Below are 19,688 nucleotides of genomic sequence, written 5' to 3'. Positions count from 1 at the left end.
TTATTAAAATGATAAGTGAGATTGTTTGAAAAATAGACTTATTTTAAACCTCAGTAAAAATTTTACTAAGTTCAGCGCATAAAAAAAGGAAGCGGAAGCTTCCTTTTTTAATTTCATGAATTACGCAGCATCCTGCATTTTAATTTCATGATTTTTTTGCATTACAACAGCATAATTCTTTTGTTTTTCAGTATCGAATTGACCTTCCCATTTACTAATTACAAGAACAGCCAACGAGTTACCAATGACATTCAATGCAGTACGTGCCATATCTAAAATACGGTCAATACCTGCAATAAATGCAAGACCTTCAAGCGGAATACCCACACTACCCAATGTTGCTAACAACACCACAAAAGACACGCCCGGAACACCAGCAATACCTTTAGACGTAATCATTAAAGTTAACACTAAAATAATCTGTTGAGTCAGGCTTAAATCAATACCATAAAGCTGTGCAATAAAAATAGCTGCAATACTTTGATAAAGCGTAGAGCCATCTAAGTTAAATGAATAACCAATTGGAATCACAAAACTGGTAATAGATTTTGGAGCACCATAGGCTTCCATCTTTTCCATAATACGCGGTAAAACGGTTTCTGAACTCGCAGTTGAATACGCCAGAATCAGTTCATCTTTTAAAATTTTAATAAGTGCCCAAATGCTGAAACCACAGAATTTAGCAACTGCACCCAAAATGATAAAGGTGAAGAAGAAAATAGCGCCATACACTAAAAGTGCTAACTTCACTAATGGAAGTAGAGAACTAAAGCCAAAGTTTGCAACTGTTGCCGCAATCAGACCAAATACACCGAAAGGTGCAAAAAGCATGATCATATGCGTAACTTTGAACATGGTTTCAGAAATTGCCTGTAACACATTAATTAGAGGCTGTTTGGTTTCTTTAGCTAACGATCCTAAACCAACACCAAAGATCACTGAGAAGAAGATGATCGGCAACATGTGCCCATCGGTCAGTGCGCCAAAAATATTGGAAGGAATTAAAGATAAAATGGTATTAACCAGACCGTGAGCATGGCTACTCACTTCCTGTGTTGTTGCTTGGTATTTAGAGATATCGGTTTGCGTTAAACTCGACATATCAATGCCAGCACCCGGCTGGAATACATTGGCAGCAACAAGACCAACAATAATGGCAATGGTTGTAATGACTTCAAAATAAACAATGGTTTTGAAACCAAGTTTACCTAAATTTTGACCGTGACTTGTATTGGCAATACCTAAAATCAGCATTGAAACAACAAGTGGAATAACGATCATCTTAATTAAATTAATAAAAATTGCACCCAATGGGCTAAGTAAATTATTAATTAAAACTTCACGGTATTCGGGAGAGTAGTGTAAAAAAGAGCCTACAAGCACACCTAAAATGAGTGCAATTACGATTTGCCATGCAAGGCTAATCTTAATTTTCTTCATGTTAATCCCTTAAAATCAGATATTTAGTGAAAAAAAGCTGCAATAAAACTGTCGACTTCATAACGACACGTTAATGGGAGCATGGGAGTGAATAATAAATATATTCTGGGAGTACCGAAAAAACGCTATTCTGCATTGATAAATGCATAGAATCTAACGTTTTCTATGCAATACTTGTTCAATTGATCAAAAATATTCCAGTTTTCGTTGAATATCCGATCTATTTGTTAAGTTTTATTTATTAATATTATGATGTCTCTCATTAGAACATTATTTTTTATTGTTTTGTGTCAATCGGAAATATCCTAAAACCAATAATATAGCCCCAACAGTTGCCAAATAAATCATTTTTGGAATGACCAGATCCGTTGGTACACCCATTTGGTTGAGTTGAATAAACATTTGAATGCCTTGGGTGGACGGAAGTGCTTTACCTAGGAATTGCATCCATTCGGGCATGGCTGCATGTGACCATGCTGTGCCTGAAAGTAAAAAGAGTGGAATGGAAGTAAACACAATGACGTGTCCTGCGCGTTCTGGCATATCAAAAAATGAAGCAATGACCATTGTTAGCGCAATCACGCAACTGATAAAGATCGGCACCGCCAAAAGCATGCCCCAAAAATTTCCACCATGTGGATAATCATAAAGCCAGAAAGTAAAACCGAATAAATAAAAACAGCCTAAGCAACCAATGGTTGAAATGGCGCAGAATAGTCCGAAAAATTCAGTTTTTTTAGGTTGCCAATTGGATTGCCTATAGCCTGCAATGAGCATACTTAAGCCTAAAACAATGGTTTGATGAATAATTAATGGGGCAATTGCAGGGAAAACATAACTGCCATAACCAGATAGCGTATTAAATAAAGGGACTTGATGAATCGAAAGAGCAGGGCTGAAATGTGAAATATGGCCAAATTTTTCGGCTTGTTCAGCAATTACTTGTTCAATCGAGCTGGCTAAGCCTAAGCCAATTTGTTTGGTCTTGAGAAAATAAGCAGCACTTAAATATAAACCAACACCACCAACCTCACCACGATGGACACTATTGGATAAATTGTCAGGCAACAATAAAATACCGTCAGCTTGCTGGGTTTTAATCATCATTTGTGCTTCAGCAAAATTTCCTGTGACAGCTTTAATTTTTACATTCGGGCTTTTTGAAACTTCAGTAATAATGTTGGAAGTCAGTATGCTTTGTTCTTCATCCACAATCACAATAGGCAAAGATTCTGCATGCTGGGCTTTATAGGCCGTGGGGTAGAAAAAGCTATATAAAAATACTGATAAAACCAAGGTGGTAAAGATTGAGCTATTACGGGCAATATCTTTAAAAGTTTTGAAGTAAAAATGAAGGAATTCTTTCATGCTCGTTTTCATGAGTGAACTCCCTTTACATACTTTTTAAGAAAGAAATACGCTATTGCAAAATAAAATAGACAATAAACTGTCAAAACTGCAAGGGGTAAAAGTGACGCGGAGATTGGACTACCGATTACCCATTGTTCGGTCTGCAATTTTGCATATGGAGTATAAGGAAGAATATTGGCCCAAAATTGCGTAAACAGAGGGGCATTATTTAAAGGTAAAGTGACCCCAGCAAAACTTAAAGAGGAGCCACCATAAACGGCAATAAAACCGTACGATTTAGCTAAGTCGCGAGTTGCCAATACAACAGCGCTGCTAATCAAGGCATAAGCGCTGTAAAAGAAAAATTGTCCAATTAAGATCATCCATACATTGCCTGCAACAAACCAACCACGAATTTCAATGAGCCAGAACATCCAAGCCCAAGTCCAAGCAGTAAAAATAAGCACATAGACTAAAACTTTAGACAATAAGGCACTAACAATACTGTGCTGATTTAACCATTGTCCCGTGGTGTTAAATTTCAGCTCTTGTCCTACTGCAAAAGCCACACAACAACACAATAATAAATGCAGAATTGCAGGAATCATAAAGGGTTCTAAGTAAAACTCATAACTTAAACTTGGATTATATAAAGGCGAGATTTTGACATTGGGCGTTGGAATATCCAAATAAGGAAGGCTATTGGCTAAATAGTTTTGCCGAGTGAAATCAATGGTCGCTTCTAGGGTACTCAATAACATCGCAGATGAAATCGCATTGCCCACACTAAAATAACTTTGGTTAAAAGCAATGCTGATTTCAGCATCTTGAGCTTGAACCAGTCTCTGTTCCGCACCGGCAGGAATAGAAATATAGCCCCAAATTTGAGTTTGATTCAGCAGCTTTTCTACTTCATCGGGGCTTTGTGAAATCAGTGCAATTTTTAAAGTTGAATTATGACTGACATATTTTTCAATATTTCGACTCAGTTCGCTTTGGTCTTGGTCAATAATGGCAATCGGCAAATGCTCAGGCTTGCCCTGATAGAACATGCTGGAAAACAACACAATAATAAATAAAGGGGTAAGTGTGACTAAGCACAAGTCCCATTTATGTGTCAGTAAATAGCGCAGTTCGCGCAGCATGCCCGACCACATTATTGAGTCTCTTTAATTTTAAACAGAACGCTCATACCGACTTTTAAATCTGTGATTGGATGCACAGGTGCCAAATGAATTTTAAAGCTGCGAATGTCATAGCCTCCTGTCTGGCGCGTGGTTTTAATGGTGGCAAATTCACCTTCAGCATCAATCGTTTTAATTTTAAAAGTTGCTGTTTGGTTCAGCGCAGGAATAAAACCATCCATGCTTTTGGCTTTATAAATTTGTGCATATAAGTCTTCACGTACATTTACGCTTACCCATAAATCATCATCTTGAATAATACTGACTACAGGCACCCCCATAGCCACCAGTTCCGAGACTTTGCCGTAGGTTTTGGAGACTGTGCCGTCGATAGGAGAGCGCAGTTTGGTTTCCGCTGCTAAAGCATTGGCTTCGGCTACCGCTGCCTGAGCAATTTGAACTTGCGCATCGGCAGAAGATAGTTGTTGTGGTGTACTACCACGTTTGGCGCGTGCATATTGTTGATACGCTGCTTCCGTGAGTTGACTTGCAGATAATGCTGCGGCCTGCATTTCATCGCGTCGTTGGCGGGAAATTACGCCTTCTTTAAACAAGTTTGCACCACGTTGATAAGTGGTTTGAGCTAAGGCTTGTTGTGCTTTTAAACTTTGCCAATTGGCATAGAGCGTATCAATATTTTCCTGTTGTGAGCCTCGTTCAGCAGTCGATTGCAGTGCTAGGGCAGATTGTAAAGCGGCTAAAGCTTGCTGTTTTTTTGCATCGACCTCAGGGCTAAATAAACGGATCAATTCCTGATCTTTGCTGACTTTTTGTCCATCATGCACATAAATTTCCTCAATACGACTGGGTACTTTCGTACTGACATGAATGGTGTCGGCTTCAACTCGCCCTTGTAATTCAATTTCTTTGGGTTGATAGCTTTTCCATAAACCAAACGCAATTAAGCCTAAAAGTAAAATAAGCAGCATTAAACCAATTGCCTTTATAGCTGCTGATTTTTTCGGTTCGCTGTTTGAATCTGTTGCTGTTTGGGTTTGAGCCTTCTGCTGATTTTTGGCTTCCGTTTCTGCATCTGTTTGTTGTTCAATGGGTATTTCTTGCTTGTCTGTTTTGCTATTTTGCGTTGATGTCGCTGTAGAGTTTCCTTCCGATGAGGTGTTTTCTACATCTTGATCAGACTTGCTTTGATCTTGATTCATTTTATTCCCCATCAAAAATTAACGAAGGTGGTAAGTTTGAGTTTGATTGATATAACTTTGAAATTGGTCAATCGAGCCGTGACTTTGCAATAATGTTGCCAATGACATGACATATTTATAAGCATTCAGTGCCATTTCACTTTTTAAGCCAGTTAAGGCATTTTGTGCATCAATCACTTGTGTAGCTGTACCCATATCTTCTTTAAAAGACAGGGTTTGAATACGCAAATTTTCTTGCGCTGCTTGCATATTTTGTTGTAAAAGTTGATGACTTTGTTGTGCCGTCGTCACTTCACTATAGGAGATGTAAATAATATTCTCAATTTCCTGTTTGGTACGTTCTGTGATTAATTCAGAGGCATAGCGTTGTAATTCAGCGGCTTGAATATTTTTGTTTTTATCGACCCCTGAAAATAAATTATAGCGAGCGACCACACCGACAATCCAGTTTTGCTTGTCATCTAGACTGTACTCGCCAAAGGCAAAAAGATTGGGTTTTTTTGCCGCACTTTGCACTTTTACATTGGCATTGGCCAGTTGTGTATCCATCTGCATTTTACGAATGAGGGAAGATTGATCTTGATAGGTTTTGAGTAAACCATTTAAAGATTGGCTTTGCGTAGAATTGACAAATAACGGGGTGCTCAGCTCAGTAATTTGGCTGCTTTGTAAAAGATTATTCAGTTGAAATAAGCTCGATCTGAGATTGGCTTCAGTATTTTGCTCCAGACGTTGCGCATTATTTTTTGCCACTTCAAATTGCATCCGTTGACCTTTGCTAATAAAGCCCTGATTTTCCAGTTTGAGAGCATTGCTATAGTGTGTTTGCATGGCATTCAAATTGGAATGGCTTGAACCCAATAATTGCTTTTGCAGTTGCACATTAAAATAGGCTTGAATCAGTTCAAAGCGTTGTACATCTTGTTGTTGTTTACTGCTGAGTTGACTACGTTCGGCTTTAATATTCGCTACTTCTTTGGCGCTAGAAGTTAAACCACCAGTATAAAGCGGCATCAGGATCGACACCGTTGGACGCACAACTTGGTCTTCTAAAATCACATTGGCAGAATCTGGAAATAGACCAACACCACTATGAATGGTTTGATTGATACCTTCTTTTAAAGGATCAGAAATATTAGGTGGCAGGTTTTCTTGATTAATTCGGTCAGTAATTCCTTGAGATAAGGTTTGTTCCAAATTGTTTTTAAATGAATCTAAAGGAATATCGACTTCATTATGAAAGGCATAAGCCCTGACATTTAAATCGACACGCGGTAGACCTAAACCTTTGACTGCTTCTGCTTCTAATTTTGCCGCCTGTTGTAAGGCCTGATTGGCTTGTGTGCTATATGAATCGGTTAGTACAGATTGTTCCGCTTGCGCATAACTGATGCTTTGAGCAAGACTGATTGAACTTGACAAGATGGAAGACGAAAAAATTAAAATTTGTACAAGCGGTTTTTTAATCAAGATATCTCGCTTAAAACCTAAAAAGGGCGGTGAACGCTGTAACATCGAATAGACTCTCCACATCGTAATTTTAATTATAAAGCATCATTTAATGATGTGTTTTGATATCAGTGACTGCCTTGTGCGAGATGAATCAAGCGTGAAAAACATAAATTTATTGATTATATTGTAGCTAATCTCATACATTTAAATAAATATAAGATGAATTTACAAGTTAAACAGCCGAATAAATTTCCAGATGAATGTACGCTCAATCAAGCCATCGATCTTTTTTATCAGAAGAATGGTTTTGGGCCAATTGTTGGTGATCGTGAGCCTTTAACCGTAGGCGTGTATACCGGTTGTTTAATTGTCCCTATGCCAAACATCGGTGTACGTCATAAGTATTTAAAATACCATGATATTCATCATATCTTAACAGGTTATACCGTAGGGCGTATTGGTGAAGGGGAAGTCAGTGCATGGGAGCTTGGAACAGGATCAATGTTTAGCCACCCTATATTGGGCATCATGAATTTAATAGCACTGTCTACAGGATTTTTTTTAGAGCCTAAACGCATGTTACAAGCATATAAGTTGGGTTTAAAAAGTTCAAATAACTACGATTTAACAACCCGAATATGGTTAGATTCGCATGCTGACGAGATCACGATACGCGAGCTAGTGCAATTTAAACTTGCACATAAATCGAAGGTTTTTTTGCATTGGCTGCGTTGGATTGAATTTGCGGTGTATTTAAGTGCGGCAATTTTAATTCATGCAATTGTGGTTATTCCTGCTTTAATTTTACGCATAGTGAGTTATTTACTTGCTGGCGAGCCGTTCATTGAAATTATTAAACCTGTTAAGCGGTCAGATCTTTATTGAATTTTTGACTTTAAATGTCCGACAGCATTGAAATATTTTCAGGATAATTTACTGCAAGCACAAGCTATATGTGGTTAAATGCCATCATTTTATTGTGTTTCACTTTGAAAGGAAAAATCATGCGCGCGTACAATTTCTGTGCTGGTCCTGCTGCCTTACCGACTGCCGTTTTAGAAAAAGCTCAAGCTGAAATGCTCGATTGGCATGGCAAAGGTCTTTCGATCATGGAAATGAGTCATCGTAGTGATGACTATGTTGCTGTTGCAGAAAAAGCAGAAGCTGATTTGCGCAAATTGATGAACATTCCAGAGAACTACAAAGTATTGTTCTTACAAGGCGGTGCTTCACTTCAATTCTCTGCAATTCCTTTAAATTTATTGGGTAAAAATAATAAAGCAGATTATATCCATACGGGTATTTGGTCTGAAAAGGCGCTAAAAGAAGCACAACGCTATGGCGATATCAATGTCGTGGAAGCGGGTACCAGCATTAATGGTAAATTAGCAATTACCGATCAAAGCCAGTGGAATCTATCTGATAATGCCGCTTATGTGCATTATGCAGATAATGAAACCATCGGTGGTTTGCAATTTGCAGGTATTCCAGAGGTGAATGCACCTTTAGTGTCAGATTTATCTTCAAGCATTCTTTCAGCACCGCTTGACGTATCTAAATTTGGTTTAATTTATGCGGGTGCTCAAAAAAATATTGGGCCTGCTGGTTTAACTTTAGTCATTATTCGTGAAGACTTACTTGATCAAGCGAAACCAGAAATTCCAAGTATTTTGAAATATTCTGCACAAGCGAAGAATGATTCAATGGTCAATACACCATCGACTTATGCTTGGTACTTATCAGGTCTGGTTTTTGAATGGTTACTAGAAAATGGCGGTGTGGATGCCATGCATAAAGTCAACCTTGCAAAAGCAAACTTACTGTATGGCTATATCGATGCAAGTGATTTCTATGCCAACCCAATTGCTGTTCCAAACCGTTCAATTATGAATGTGCCGTTTACTTTGGCAAATGCTGATTTAGAGAAATTGTTCTTGAAAGAAGCAGAAGCAAACCATTTGCTTAACTTGGCAGGTCATCGTTCAGTTGGTGGTATGCGTGCCAGTATTTATAATGCGGTGCCTTTAGAAGGCGTTCAAGCATTGGTTAACTTTATGGATGACTTTGCAAAACGCAATGGTTAATCCCTGAAACTAAAAAGCCCATCAAATGATGGGCTTTTTGCTATTTATTGAAATGAGTTTGGTGAAAATAAGTCTAGTAAAATAAGGTCAGAGAATAAAGTGATGTAAAAGGTAGGCAGACATAAACATGCCTAATATAAAAAACAGACATGAAATTGAGTCTAACTGGAAACGTGTGCTGAGTTGATGTTCAACGTGTTGTATATTTTCTTCTTGTAAGATTTTCATGGGAAATTCTATTCCGATTTATTTATCGTTAATTCCTATTGCTCGTTTGTATTTTTAGCATAAAAAATTGATTAAATAAAGTACTAGATTAAAACACTTTAAGTGTTATCCAGTCTTGTGAATAAATTGAAACTTTAATGCTCACCCACAATAAGTGAAATGGATATAAAAAGCAGCTAAATATGCGTGTTGATTAGCATAATTGAGCTGCTTTTTATAAATTATTGTTTTTTAGCGTGAATATTGACTTGAATCCATAAGTTGCCACGAATGAATTGACCAATCTGAAAGTCTTTGTACGCTGCATTTTTGCTTGCAATACGAATCAGCGTTGCTTCTTGGTCTTCATCATGAATTAGGGCAACGTCATAAAGCGTATATTCTTGCTCCATAAAGCGCATTGCGGTTTTACCGACAATATTGCCTTGGAACCAAGCTTCATCTTCTTGCCCCATTTTTTCGCCATAAAGATAAGCCACCATTTTTGAAAAATCGACGGTTACTGGTTCTTTATCATCTTCCGATTTAGGTTCCCAAGCGTCAATTTGTTCTTGTAAATTGGCAGGTGCAACACCGTTATTGGCAGCTAAAATATCGTTTAAAGCACGGTGGTGTTTAATCGAAGCAGGATCATCAACCACCAATTGTTCATGGTTTGAAACAGCTTCAAGTTCATAAGCCCAAGCATTGAATTGAGCAAGATAGTTTTGATCTTTTTCATACTGCTCATGATTAACGCTATATAAGCTATCAAAAGCATAAACTACGGTATTTGCACCTAAATTAAGCTGTAAGACGGCCTGTGTATTTGATTTACAGGTGATAATACGCTCAATCGTGGCATTCACTTTATATGGACTTTCAAAACTTGGAAAGGCTGTTTTAACACATTGAGGTTTGTTGTTTTCAACCGCAATCACTTGAGTAATTTTTACAGCGGCTTTGTTGGGTCCTTGAATTAGCCATGTGGCTTCATCCATGTCCGATTCTTCTTTACACAAACCCATCGGCATCACAGGTGCATCTAGTGCTAAGCCAAGCCACTTAGGCACATCTGTACATGGATTATCCGTAAGTAAATTCCAATGTTCGACATGGCTGCCAAAGTTCTGATCTTCAATGGTGATAATTTCTGGTCTATTTTGATTTTTCATATTCACAATTGATGTTGGGTTGTATTTGTATATTAAATCGAGGGTTATTTTAAAATTTCAAGTCATCCAGACTAAATTTAACCATTAAAGTAAGTGAAATAGAGCAAATACCTTGAATTAACCGAACTTAGGCAGCAATCGTTCTACGCTAAAAAATGTTATTCCACTGAATTGAGCTAAAAGAGCCGAATGGATTAAGTGGATTTATCCATCATCTTGTCATATGGAATTTGCTAAACTAAGGGTTCATCTTTTTCTAGTTTTGGATGCTTTGTGCTGCCATTTAAACTTTGGGTCGATGCTGATGCATTGCCTAAAATTCTACGTGAAGTCATTCTTCGTGCTTCAGATCGCTATCAATTAGAAGTTACTTTTGTGGCCAACCAAAATGTCGGGATTACCCCTTCAGTACGGATTAACTCCATTCAAGTGATGAGTGGCGCGGATGCCGCAGATAAAGAAATCATCGAACGCATGAAAGAGCATGATATTGTGATGACACAAGACATTCCTTTAGCGGCACAGGTGATTGAAAAGGGCGGAATTGCGATTCATCCACGCGGTGAGGTTTATACCACAGCCAATGTCAAAGCCCGTTTGCATTTACGTGATTTTATGGATTCTTTACGCGGGGCAGGTGTAAACACGGGGGGGCCACCACCAATTTCTGAACGTGATAAACGTGAATTTTCCAGTTCACTCGATCAAACGATCCAAAAACAGAAACGTAAAACTGCACTTTAAGCCGAGTCCATTATGCCTTCTCAAGCCAATATCGTGTCAACTTATGCTTTGTTGGTGTTTATTTGGGCCACAACGCCATTGGCAATAGTGTGGAGCGTCTCTGATCTGCATTTATTCTGGGCTTTGGTGCTGCGGTTTTTTATCGCTTTACCGCTAGCTATTATGTTGTTGTTGATACTGAAAGTTAAATTTCCAACAGATCAAATATCTTGGCATAGTTATTTGGCGGGTTCATTTAGCTTAATGGGGTCTCAGATCTTTACTTATATTGCGACCAGTTATTTAAGTTCTGGGATGATTGCTTTGATGTTTGGTCTCGCCCCAATAATGGCTGGTCTGATTGGATATTTTGGCTTTAAACAGCGTTTAAGTCGTTTACAATGGTTGGGTATGGTGATTGCGGTGGCTGGATTGGCCATCATTTGCTTTGGCGGTGAAAATCAACATATCCATCCGATTGGGATCGGCTTGATGTTGATGAGCGTATTTACCTATGCGTTATCCATTTTCTGGGTCAAAAAAGTCAATGCAAATATTGAGCCTGTGGCTCAAGCAACAGGTTCGATTCTGGTCTCGACCATTGCAGCTATTTGTATTGTGCCCTTTATTTTGCAATATGCACCGACACATATTCCAGCTACAAAGTCTTTATTGGCGCTGATTTATACCGTGGTCATGGCATCACTGATTGCGATGTTCTGTTATTTTAAATTGGTACAAAATATTCAAGCGACGACTTTATCGTTAACCACCGTCATGACCCCGATGATTGCTTTATTGATTGGTGCTGTGCTCAATCATGAAGCATTGTCTGCAATGGTTTTTGTCGGGGCATTCATTCTGCTATTTGGTTTGTTTATTTATTTCTATCGCGACCTTAAGGCGAGTCGAACACTCGCCCAGAAGATTAAATTTAACCCTTAAAATTTTTAATCTTTATTTTTGCTTAGAGAGATACATTCGGCAAGCTTAACGCGATCCTGTGGATGTAAAGTGATGAAATAGGCTCCTGTACGAGATTTACCATTTTCTTCTGTACGGCTATAGACCACTTGCGCAGTTGCAGCAATATGAAAGAAATTTTCTGGATGGCTTAAGGTTACGTGAATGTAAGTGCCTTCTTGAATAAGACGATCATTAAAGAAGCTGAATCCTGTTTCTGAAAAATTGACATCTTCTGGTATTGGTAACATGGATTGTACAATTGTGTCGTACAACGAACCAGTAATAAGGTTTAATTTTTGGTTGAATAAGGATAAGATTCGAGCAATTTGTTGATCTCTTTCAGTTAATTGTTCTAATTCGTAGTTTAAGGCATGATCAAATTGATCTAATTCTGCGAGTAGTAGAAAATAACGTGGCAGCACAAAGTTAGGATCATAAGGGTCATTTAATGCGACATCATCAGAAATAATCTGATAATTAATTCGCAAGGCAGCATCTATACGTGACATCACACGTCGTTCCATGTTGCCACTTTGATGCTGTAAATTTTCCATAATTATTCCTCGGACTAGATGGTATGTTTAAACCAATCTCGCTGTATATAGGGTTGAGATATACCCGCGCACGGCGTAGTAACCACTTTATTTCTTTTATTGCGTTGGTTTCTATGATCGGTCTCACCTTAGGTGTGGCTGTACTCATTACAGTCTTATCTGTTATGAATGGTTTCGACCGAGAGTTGAAAAACCGTGTCTTAGGAATGATACCTCAAGCTACTGTTTCTTCAACGCAAATTTTAACAAATTGGCCAGAACTTGCAAAAAAAATTGAGCAACACGAGCATGTCAAAGGCGTAGCACCATTTACCCAATTACAAGGCATGCTGACCGCACAAGGGCAAGTGGCTGGAATTATGGTTTCAGGCATTGAACCTGAATATGAAAAGAAAGTTTCAATTATCCAAGATCATATGGTTGAAGGCAGTATAGACCGTTTGAAAAAAGGTGAGTTTGGCATTGTTTTAGGTAAACAAATGACGGATTCGCTTGGTTTGGGACTGAATGACAATATTACTTTAGTACTTCCTGAGGCAACACCGTCACCAGCAGGGGTAGTGCCACGTTTTAAACGCTTTAAAATTGTCGGTATTTTTAGTATTGGTGCAGAAGTGGATTCAATGATGGGCTATATTGCCTTGAATGATGCATCTACATTGTTACGTTTACCTGACGGTGCTCAAGGTGTTCGTTTAAAACTAGATGATATTTTCCTTGCACCACAAGTTGCCGATGACATTGTGAAAGACTTACCTTCGAATTTTTATGCATCGAATTGGACTTTTACCCACGGTAATTTGTTTAGTGCCATTCAGATGGAAAAAGCCATGGTGAGCTTGCTGCTATTTTTAATTGTTTTGGTAGCGGCATTTAATATTGTGTCATCGTTGGTCATGGTGGTGACGGATAAAAAATCAGACATTGCGATTTTGCGTACATTGGGTGCTTCGCCTTCAACCATTACCCGAATTTTTATGGTGCAAGGCACCATCATTGGCGTGATTGGTACAGTCTCAGGTGCTATTTTGGGAATTATTTTTGCCTCAAGCATTAGTGGTTTTATTGGTTGGATCAATACCGCATTTGGTTTGAACTTATTTGATGCCTATTTCATTAACTACTTACCGTCTTATTTACGTTGGCAAGATGTGGTGGTGATTGTTTGTTTATCTTTACTTTTAAGCTTCCTTGCAACGATTTATCCAGCATTCCGTGCTGCCAAAACTCAACCCGCAGAGGCTTTACGTTATGAGTAATATTGTCCTCGAAGCCAAAAACATTTCCAAAAGTTTTACCGATGGTAAAACCACGGTAGAAGTGATTAAGAACTTGTCTTTGCAAGTCAAAGCAGGGGAGTTTGTTTCGATTGTGGGTTCAAGTGGTTCAGGTAAAAGTACCTTGTTGCATGTGTTGGGCGGCTTAGATTGTCCAACAGAAGGACAAGTCTTTTTAAATGACAAGCGCTTTGATATTTTGGGTGAAGCTGAACGTGGTTATTTGCGTAATCAGCATTTGGGTTTTGTCTATCAATTCCACCATCTTTTGCCTGAATTTAGCGCTTTAGAAAATGTGGCGATGCCATTGATGTTGCGTGCAGGCACCAACTACAAACAATCTAAAGAACAAGCTGAATACTTATTGAATCGCGTAGGATTATCGCACCGCATGACGCATAAGCCCGGTGAGTTATCTGGTGGTGAGCGTCAACGTGTGGCTTTAGCACGTGCCTTGGTGACTAAACCTGAACTGATGTTGGCCGATGAACCGACGGGGAATTTAGATCGTAAAACGGCAGTGAAAATTTTTGAATTGCTCAGTGAATTACGTCGTGAGTTCAATATGGCCATGCTGATTGTGACGCATGATGAACAATTGGCTCAAGCGGGCGATTCTATTTTGCATATGCAAGATGGTGTGTGGATTGACAATTAGACACTGATCGATAAATTAAAAAAATGATTGAAGCTCACTGCGGTGGGCTTTAATATTGCGCAAAATTAAAAAACTATAAAAATAATGATGCAATTAATCTGTGTAGGCTGGGTCATTGGAATTGCCACGATGGGGAAAACCTTCCCAATCTTACAGTCGTTGCTTATTCCGAGTATTGTTCTTTTTATTCTCGTATTGTTGTTGAAATGGACAGTGTTAAAACATGTCCATTCATTGTATTTCAAATGTTTACAGCTCTGTATTGGCTTTAGTCTTGGCATGACGCTGGGCTATAGCTATGCCTATCATCAACTGAGTGATCGTTTGCAGTTTCGGGAACAGCAGGCAGAACAGGTTGAAGTGATTGTATATGTCAAAAATTTGAATGAATCGGGCGATCAATCCATACAACAAAAAACTCAGGTGTTGAATCGGCATGCTGAAGTTGTGCAATGGCAAGCATTTTTAAAAAATGAAATAGATTCCAAGCCTCAATTTGTACTTGAGCTAGGTCAATACTATCGCCTACAGGGCAACATACGACCTGCACATAGCTATGCAACGCAAGGTGTTTTTGACCAAGAGCAGTGGTATCTTCAGCAAAATATCATGTCGGGGTTTAAAGTTTCGGCAGTACAAAAACTGTCTGAGCAAGATATTCATGCCTTGGGTTATGGCCGTTATGTAAGGCAACAACATTCAGTTTTGAATCACATACAACTCTGGGTAGAGCAACAACGTCTTGCACTGCGTCATTTTATTGATCAACAACCAGTACGCAATAAAGGGCTAATTTTGGCTTTATTGACAGGTGATCAAAGTCTACTCCAGCCAGAAACTGAACAATTGTTCCAACGCTTTGGGATGAGTCATTTATTGGCAATATCTGGGCCGCATGTTCTTATTTTTGCTTTACTGCTGTGTTGGAGTTTGCATCAACTAATTTGTCGTTATTGTCCGCAAATTTATTTGAAATACCCCAAGCAATATTTGTTGATTTTACCTTTTTGCCTATGTGTGTTGTTGTACTGTGCTTTTGTCGGTTTTGAAATTCCTGCACTCAGAACGTTATTGACCTGTTTACTGATCAGTGCGTTTGTACTTTTAAAGCAAAAGATTCAACCCTTAAGTATTTTGCTGTTTAGTGCTTCAATTTTACTTATTTTTGATCCTTTTAGTATTTTATCGGCTGCTTTTTGGCTGTCTTATGGCGCGTGTTTTGTGTTGCTGCGGATTTACCAAACGGTGCAGCAGCAAAGTCATCTAGAGGAAATAAAGACCCAGACTCAGGCAATCAAAATCCAGCTGAAAATTTTAATCGAATCGCAGTGGAAAATATTTTTGGCTTTGTTGCCACTGATGCTGATGTTTTTTAAACAAATCGCATGGGTGACACCCTTGAGTAATCTGTTTGCCATTCCATGGATTGGTTTATTGATTGTGCCCTTAGATATTATTGCGGCATTGTGCTATTGCATGTTTGAACCTTTGGGCGGGTTAGTTTTTCAAATTAATGATCTGTGTATTTCTGGATTACTCATTTTTATCCAATTTTTAGATTGGATTTTTTCACCGACATTAAGACCGATTGCAATGAATACGTGGACATTACTCAGCTTATGTTTGGGCTTGGTGATTCTATTTTTGCCGCGTGGTGTGGTGCCAAAATTGTGGGCTATTTTGTGCTTTATTCCTTTGGTTGCGGTTGATGTGGATAAAAATGATTTTGAATTGACGGTGTTAGATGTGGGACAAGGGCAAGCGATTTTTATTCGTGATCAAGAACAGACTTTAATGATAGATATGGGTGGAAATTATGATGAAAGTAAGTTTAGTGTAGGTAAGCAAATTATTTTGCCATTTTTATCGGTGAATGGTGTTTCGCAATTGAATCAATTGATTTTGACGCATTTAGACCAAGATCATCGTGGGGGATATGAGTCGATTAAGCATGATTTCTCCATCAAAAAGGTCTATTCGAATGAACAGGTAGAAGTCGAAAAGAAGAGTCAGTTTGATTATTGTCGTCAAGGGCAACAGTGGCATTGGAGCGACCGCGTCAATATTACCGTGTTATCACCGAAACCTGAGCACTTGGCAAAGGCTAAATTTGAAAAAAATGAAATGTCTTGTGTGGTTTATTTACAGGTAAAAAATGTTCAACCTTATCAAAACTTTTTGTTAATGGGCGATGCAGGCTGGGAAACGGAATATCACATTTTACAGGCTTATCCCGATTTAAAAGTCGACGTTTTAGTTTTGGGGCATCATGGTAGTCGACATAGTTCAGCTTATCATTTTTTAAAGCAATTGAAGCCAAAATTAACAGTTGCTTCAGCGGGTTGGAATAACCGCTATGGACATCCAAGTGTGATTGTTGAATCTCGTTTAAAAGACTTAAACATTCCACTACTGACCACTATAGAACACGGCAGTATTCGTTTTTTTAAGCAGCAAAACATCATGTCTATCGCATTTGAACGAGACAGCCAGCGCTGGTTAAAGCACTAAATAATTTTAGTCTGCGCATCTTGGCGACGAATGTCCTCGACCAATTTAAGGGCTTCATCTGTATTTAAATGATAGAGATGATCTAAAGCTGGATTGGCTTTAAAGCGCTTATAACTCCAGTGATAATGTTCTGGATAACGATGAATTAAATTTTCAATGGCTGCTAAAATAACAGCCGTACCTTGATTGGGATTGCCTTGGTAAATGCGATCATCTATCGGTTCAATGTGCATATCAAAACCATGATGATCATTACGCATCGCATATAAAAATAAAGTTTTGGCTTTGGTTTTTTGAATCAGTTTGGCACTTAAATTACTGGTCGCAAGCGGTATGCCAAAATAAGGAACCATTTCCCCACCAAAATTAGGCGTGTGATCTGGCAAAATAACGGTCGTACCCCCTTGTTTTAAAGCTTTAAAAATTTGTCTGACCCCCGATTCATCGGTAGGAACGAGGTTTGCCTGCTCACGACTGCGCGCTTCACGTACGAACTGATTGGCGGATTCATTTTTGACAGGTTTATAGAGAATAGTCATTTGGGTAAATTGAGCCAGATAGGCATTCATAATTTCCCATGTGCCAAAGTGCGGCACAATCAGTACTAAACCTTCAGCTGCTGCAACAGCATCTTTGAGTAGCTGCTCCCCAGTAACGGAATGAATACGAGCAATATTTTTATGGTTATCTGCACCCCAAATGCTAAAAAACTCGAAATATGAGGTTAGCTCATTACGAATCGCTTGCGGAATAATCTTCTCATGTTGTTCAGTTGTTAATTCAGGTAACGCAATTTGAAGATTAAGACGAATCGTATCTGACGTTTTTGATATTTTGAGTAAATTCACTAGACCTGCTAAACTTCGAGCAATAAATCTAGAAATTTGAATGGGTTGTCTACTTATAAATTTAAGTAAATGATACGTCGTATTCGATGAAGTATGGTCAGTCATTGCCTATCGTCAATGTAGAAAAAGGGTCAAAAAGAAAAATATTATAGGTGAAAACAGATTGTTTAGGCAGATTTCTATGATTCAGTGTATATAATGAGTTCAATTTAACTCATCATTGGATTATTTTCCATGTCCGATTGGCCGCCAAAACCAGAAAATGACATTCAGAATACACAACATAATACGCAAAATATAACTGGCAAAGAATGGCATATTTTAGAGAAAGCCGTTTTAGCTTCGGTAGAAGAACAGCGCCGTGCGCGTCGTTGGGGAATCTTTTTTAAATGCCTTACCTTTGCTTATATCCTTTTTGTTTTAGTCGTGCTGGGTAAAAGTTGCAGTACCTCAACTACAGATCCTACAGCAACCACAAGTTCGCATATTGCGGTGGTTGATATTATTGGAACAATTGCTGCGGATAAACAAAGTGTAAATAGTGCCGATACGGTAAAAGCATTAAAGAAAGCTTTTGAAAGTAAACAAAGCCAAGCCGTGGTTTTAAATATTAACTCACCAGGTGGTTCACCAGTACAGTCTGATGAAATCTGGCAAGAAATTCAATATTTGAAAAAGGCTCATACTGGTAAAAAATTGTATGCCGTAATTGGCGATACAGGTGCTTCAGGGGCGTATTACATTGCATCTGCTGCAGATGAAATTATTGTTAATCCATCCAGTCTTGTTGGATCGATTGGTGTGATTATGCCGAACTACGGTGTGACGGGTTTAATGCAAAAACTAGGTGTTGAAGATCGGACGATGACTTCTGGTGAGAACAAGGCATTACTTTCAATGACTCAGCCTGTAGATAGTGCACAAAAAGCACATGTACAAGCTGTACTGGATAATGTGCATGATCATTTTATCAATGCAGTTAAACAAGGTCGCGGTAATAAGTTGAAATCACAAGATCCAGCAATTTTCTCAGGCTTGTTTTGGACAGGTGATCAAGCCGTGAAGTTGGGTATTGCAGATCGTACGGGTAGTTTAAATACGCTGAAACGTGAACTCAAAATTGATAAAGCCGTGAATTACACCATTGAATATAGTCCTTTTGATTCAGTACTTGGACGCATGGGAAGTTCGATTGGTCAGGGCTTTGCTAGCTCACTTTCACAGCAAGTCCAATCTGAACAAACGACAAAATTACAATGAAGCCACTAATTCATTTTGCGCACGCCAATGGCGTGCCATCTCAGGTTTATCAAAAGCTATTTGATTTACTGGGAGATGAATATGAGGTTATTTATGTGCCATTGCTTGGAACAGATAAGCGTTATCCCATTGATAATCATTGGGAGAGCTTAACCAACCAAGTGATTGACAGTATTGTCCGTCAAGCGAAGGGTAGACCTGTCATTGGTTTAGGTCACTCTTTAGGTTCAGTGCTGACCTTTCAAGCAGCATTGAAACGACCTGAATTGTTTGAGCAAGTGATTATGCTTGATCCACCGATGATTATGGGTAAAGACGGTTTTGCATTGCATGTTGCTAAACTGTTGAAGCTCAAAGCGGTGGATCGGATGTCACCTGCGGCATTGTCATTGCGTCGTCGTGATCATTGGGATAGTCGTGAGCAAGCAGCGGAATTGCTGCGCCCAAAAGGTTTTTATAAAGACTTTGATGCCGATTGTTTTCAAGCCTATATCGACTATGCTTTAACCGAAGACAAAGTTCGCGGTGGTGTTGAACTCACTATTCCAAAAATGGATGAAGTGAAAGTTTTTAGAACCAATCCATCACTGTGGTGGTTACCTCGGAAAAAAATTCATCTGCCAATCCACATGCTGGTTGCAGAGCAAAGTCCATTTTTACCGCGCCGTTTTCCACAGATGGTACAAAAGAAATTTGGGGTGCCTTTTAGCATTACCGCAGGTAGTCATATGTTCCCATTGGAGCATCCCGTTGAAGTTGTGAAATTGATTAAGCAGTTGATTCGGCAACAAGCTAAATAATTACGACAACCATAAAAAAACGCATCCTCGGATGCGTTT

At 38.8% G+C, this 19,688-nt stretch carries 17 protein-coding genes; 9 read left to right on the top strand and 8 right to left on the bottom strand.

All coding sequences use genetic code 11. The features are described 5' to 3' along the window. Nucleotides 1-120: 120 nt before the first annotated feature. From gltP to B9T24_RS12445, 5 genes are all read right to left on the bottom strand, one after another. Nucleotides 121-1,440 carry a glutamate/aspartate:proton symporter GltP gene (gene gltP, locus B9T24_RS12465; RefSeq protein ID WP_086166066.1) on the bottom strand — a complete coding sequence of 440 codons (1,320 nt, stop codon included), beginning with the start codon at nt 1,438-1,440 and terminating at the stop codon, nt 121-123. A gap of 270 nt (nt 1,441-1,710) precedes the next feature. Then, the gene (locus B9T24_RS12460) at nt 1,711-2,808 is read right to left on the bottom strand and encodes an ABC transporter permease (protein ID WP_086166117.1); all 1,098 of its coding nucleotides are present in this window, start codon (nt 2,806-2,808) and stop codon (nt 1,711-1,713) included. A gap of 8 nt (nt 2,809-2,816) precedes the next feature. Beyond that, a complete protein-coding gene (locus B9T24_RS12455; protein ID WP_086166065.1) occupies nt 2,817-3,947 on the bottom strand; it encodes an ABC transporter permease in 1,131 nt (376 codons plus the stop codon). Beyond that, complete coding sequence (locus B9T24_RS12450; protein WP_143223749.1) at nt 3,947-5,134, bottom strand: HlyD family secretion protein; 1,188 nt, start codon at nt 5,132-5,134, stop codon at nt 3,947-3,949. The genes B9T24_RS12455 and B9T24_RS12450 overlap by 1 nt, the downstream gene beginning before the upstream one ends. An 18-nt stretch (nt 5,135-5,152) precedes the next feature. Next, nucleotides 5,153-6,649 (bottom strand): TolC family protein, encoded by a 1,497-nt coding sequence (locus tag B9T24_RS12445; RefSeq protein ID WP_228145715.1) that lies wholly within the window; start codon nt 6,647-6,649, stop codon nt 5,153-5,155. 156 nt (nt 6,650-6,805) lie between these two features. Here B9T24_RS12445 and B9T24_RS12440 point away from each other — a divergent pair, with 156 nt between their 5' ends. Both B9T24_RS12440 and serC read left to right on the top strand, forming a co-directional pair. Next, on the top strand, nt 6,806-7,471 hold the full coding sequence (locus B9T24_RS12440) for a hypothetical protein (RefSeq protein WP_086166064.1): 666 nt from the start codon (nt 6,806-6,808) through the stop codon (nt 7,469-7,471). 119 nt (nt 7,472-7,590) lie between these two features. Then, on the top strand, nt 7,591-8,670 hold the full coding sequence (gene serC, locus B9T24_RS12435) for a 3-phosphoserine/phosphohydroxythreonine transaminase (protein WP_086166114.1): 1,080 nt from the start codon (nt 7,591-7,593) through the stop codon (nt 8,668-8,670). Between the two features lie 449 nt (nt 8,671-9,119). Here serC and B9T24_RS12430 read toward each other — a convergent pair whose 3' ends face one another. Beyond that, a complete protein-coding gene (locus B9T24_RS12430; RefSeq protein WP_086166063.1) occupies nt 9,120-10,052 on the bottom strand; it encodes a hypothetical protein in 933 nt (310 codons plus the stop codon). Between the two features lie 273 nt (nt 10,053-10,325). Between B9T24_RS12430 and B9T24_RS12425 the strand changes: the two genes are divergently transcribed. Both B9T24_RS12425 and B9T24_RS12420 read left to right on the top strand, forming a co-directional pair. Further along, nucleotides 10,326-10,796 carry a YaiI/YqxD family protein gene (locus B9T24_RS12425; RefSeq protein ID WP_004648315.1) on the top strand — a complete coding sequence of 157 codons (471 nt, stop codon included), beginning with the start codon at nt 10,326-10,328 and terminating at the stop codon, nt 10,794-10,796. A gap of 12 nt (nt 10,797-10,808) precedes the next feature. Beyond that, the gene (locus tag B9T24_RS12420) at nt 10,809-11,720 is read left to right on the top strand and encodes a DMT family transporter (protein WP_086166062.1); all 912 of its coding nucleotides are present in this window, start codon (nt 10,809-10,811) and stop codon (nt 11,718-11,720) included. A gap of 5 nt (nt 11,721-11,725) precedes the next feature. Here B9T24_RS12420 and B9T24_RS12415 read toward each other — a convergent pair whose 3' ends face one another. Continuing rightward, a complete protein-coding gene (locus B9T24_RS12415) occupies nt 11,726-12,295 on the bottom strand; it encodes a PilZ domain-containing protein (protein WP_086166061.1) in 570 nt (189 codons plus the stop codon). Between the two features lie 23 nt (nt 12,296-12,318). Here B9T24_RS12415 and B9T24_RS12410 point away from each other — a divergent pair, with 23 nt between their 5' ends. From B9T24_RS12410 to B9T24_RS12400, 3 genes are all read left to right on the top strand, one after another. Beyond that, nucleotides 12,319-13,554, top strand: coding sequence for a lipoprotein-releasing ABC transporter permease subunit (locus B9T24_RS12410; protein ID WP_004648319.1), 1,236 nt, complete (start codon nt 12,319-12,321; stop codon nt 13,552-13,554). Continuing rightward, nucleotides 13,547-14,230 carry a lipoprotein-releasing ABC transporter ATP-binding protein LolD gene (lolD, locus tag B9T24_RS12405; protein ID WP_086166060.1) on the top strand — a complete coding sequence of 228 codons (684 nt, stop codon included), beginning with the start codon at nt 13,547-13,549 and terminating at the stop codon, nt 14,228-14,230. The genes B9T24_RS12410 and lolD overlap by 8 nt, the downstream gene beginning before the upstream one ends. 84 nt (nt 14,231-14,314) lie before the next feature. After that, entirely contained in the window at nt 14,315-16,741 is a 2,427-nt protein-coding gene (locus B9T24_RS12400) for a DNA internalization-related competence protein ComEC/Rec2 (RefSeq protein ID WP_086166059.1), read from the top strand. Here the strand turns inward: B9T24_RS12400 and B9T24_RS12395 are convergent. Further along, entirely contained in the window at nt 16,738-17,694 is a 957-nt protein-coding gene (locus B9T24_RS12395) for a lysophospholipid acyltransferase family protein (RefSeq protein WP_086166058.1), read from the bottom strand. The genes B9T24_RS12400 and B9T24_RS12395 overlap by 4 nt on opposite strands. A 129-nt stretch (nt 17,695-17,823) precedes the next feature. Here B9T24_RS12395 and sppA point away from each other — a divergent pair, with 129 nt between their 5' ends. Next, nucleotides 17,824-18,849 (top strand): signal peptide peptidase SppA, encoded by a 1,026-nt coding sequence (gene sppA, locus B9T24_RS12390; protein ID WP_086166057.1) that lies wholly within the window; start codon nt 17,824-17,826, stop codon nt 18,847-18,849. After that, the gene (locus B9T24_RS12385; RefSeq protein ID WP_086166056.1) at nt 18,846-19,649 is read left to right on the top strand and encodes an alpha/beta fold hydrolase; all 804 of its coding nucleotides are present in this window, start codon (nt 18,846-18,848) and stop codon (nt 19,647-19,649) included. The genes sppA and B9T24_RS12385 overlap by 4 nt, the downstream gene beginning before the upstream one ends. Nucleotides 19,650-19,688: the final 39 nt, after the last annotated feature.

It is taken from the genome of Acinetobacter sp. ANC 4654, from assembly GCF_002135425.1.
In the GTDB taxonomy this organism is placed as follows: Bacteria; Pseudomonadota; Gammaproteobacteria; order Pseudomonadales; family Moraxellaceae; genus Acinetobacter; species Acinetobacter kyonggiensis.
This window is presented reverse-complemented; position numbering and strand designations above follow the sequence as displayed.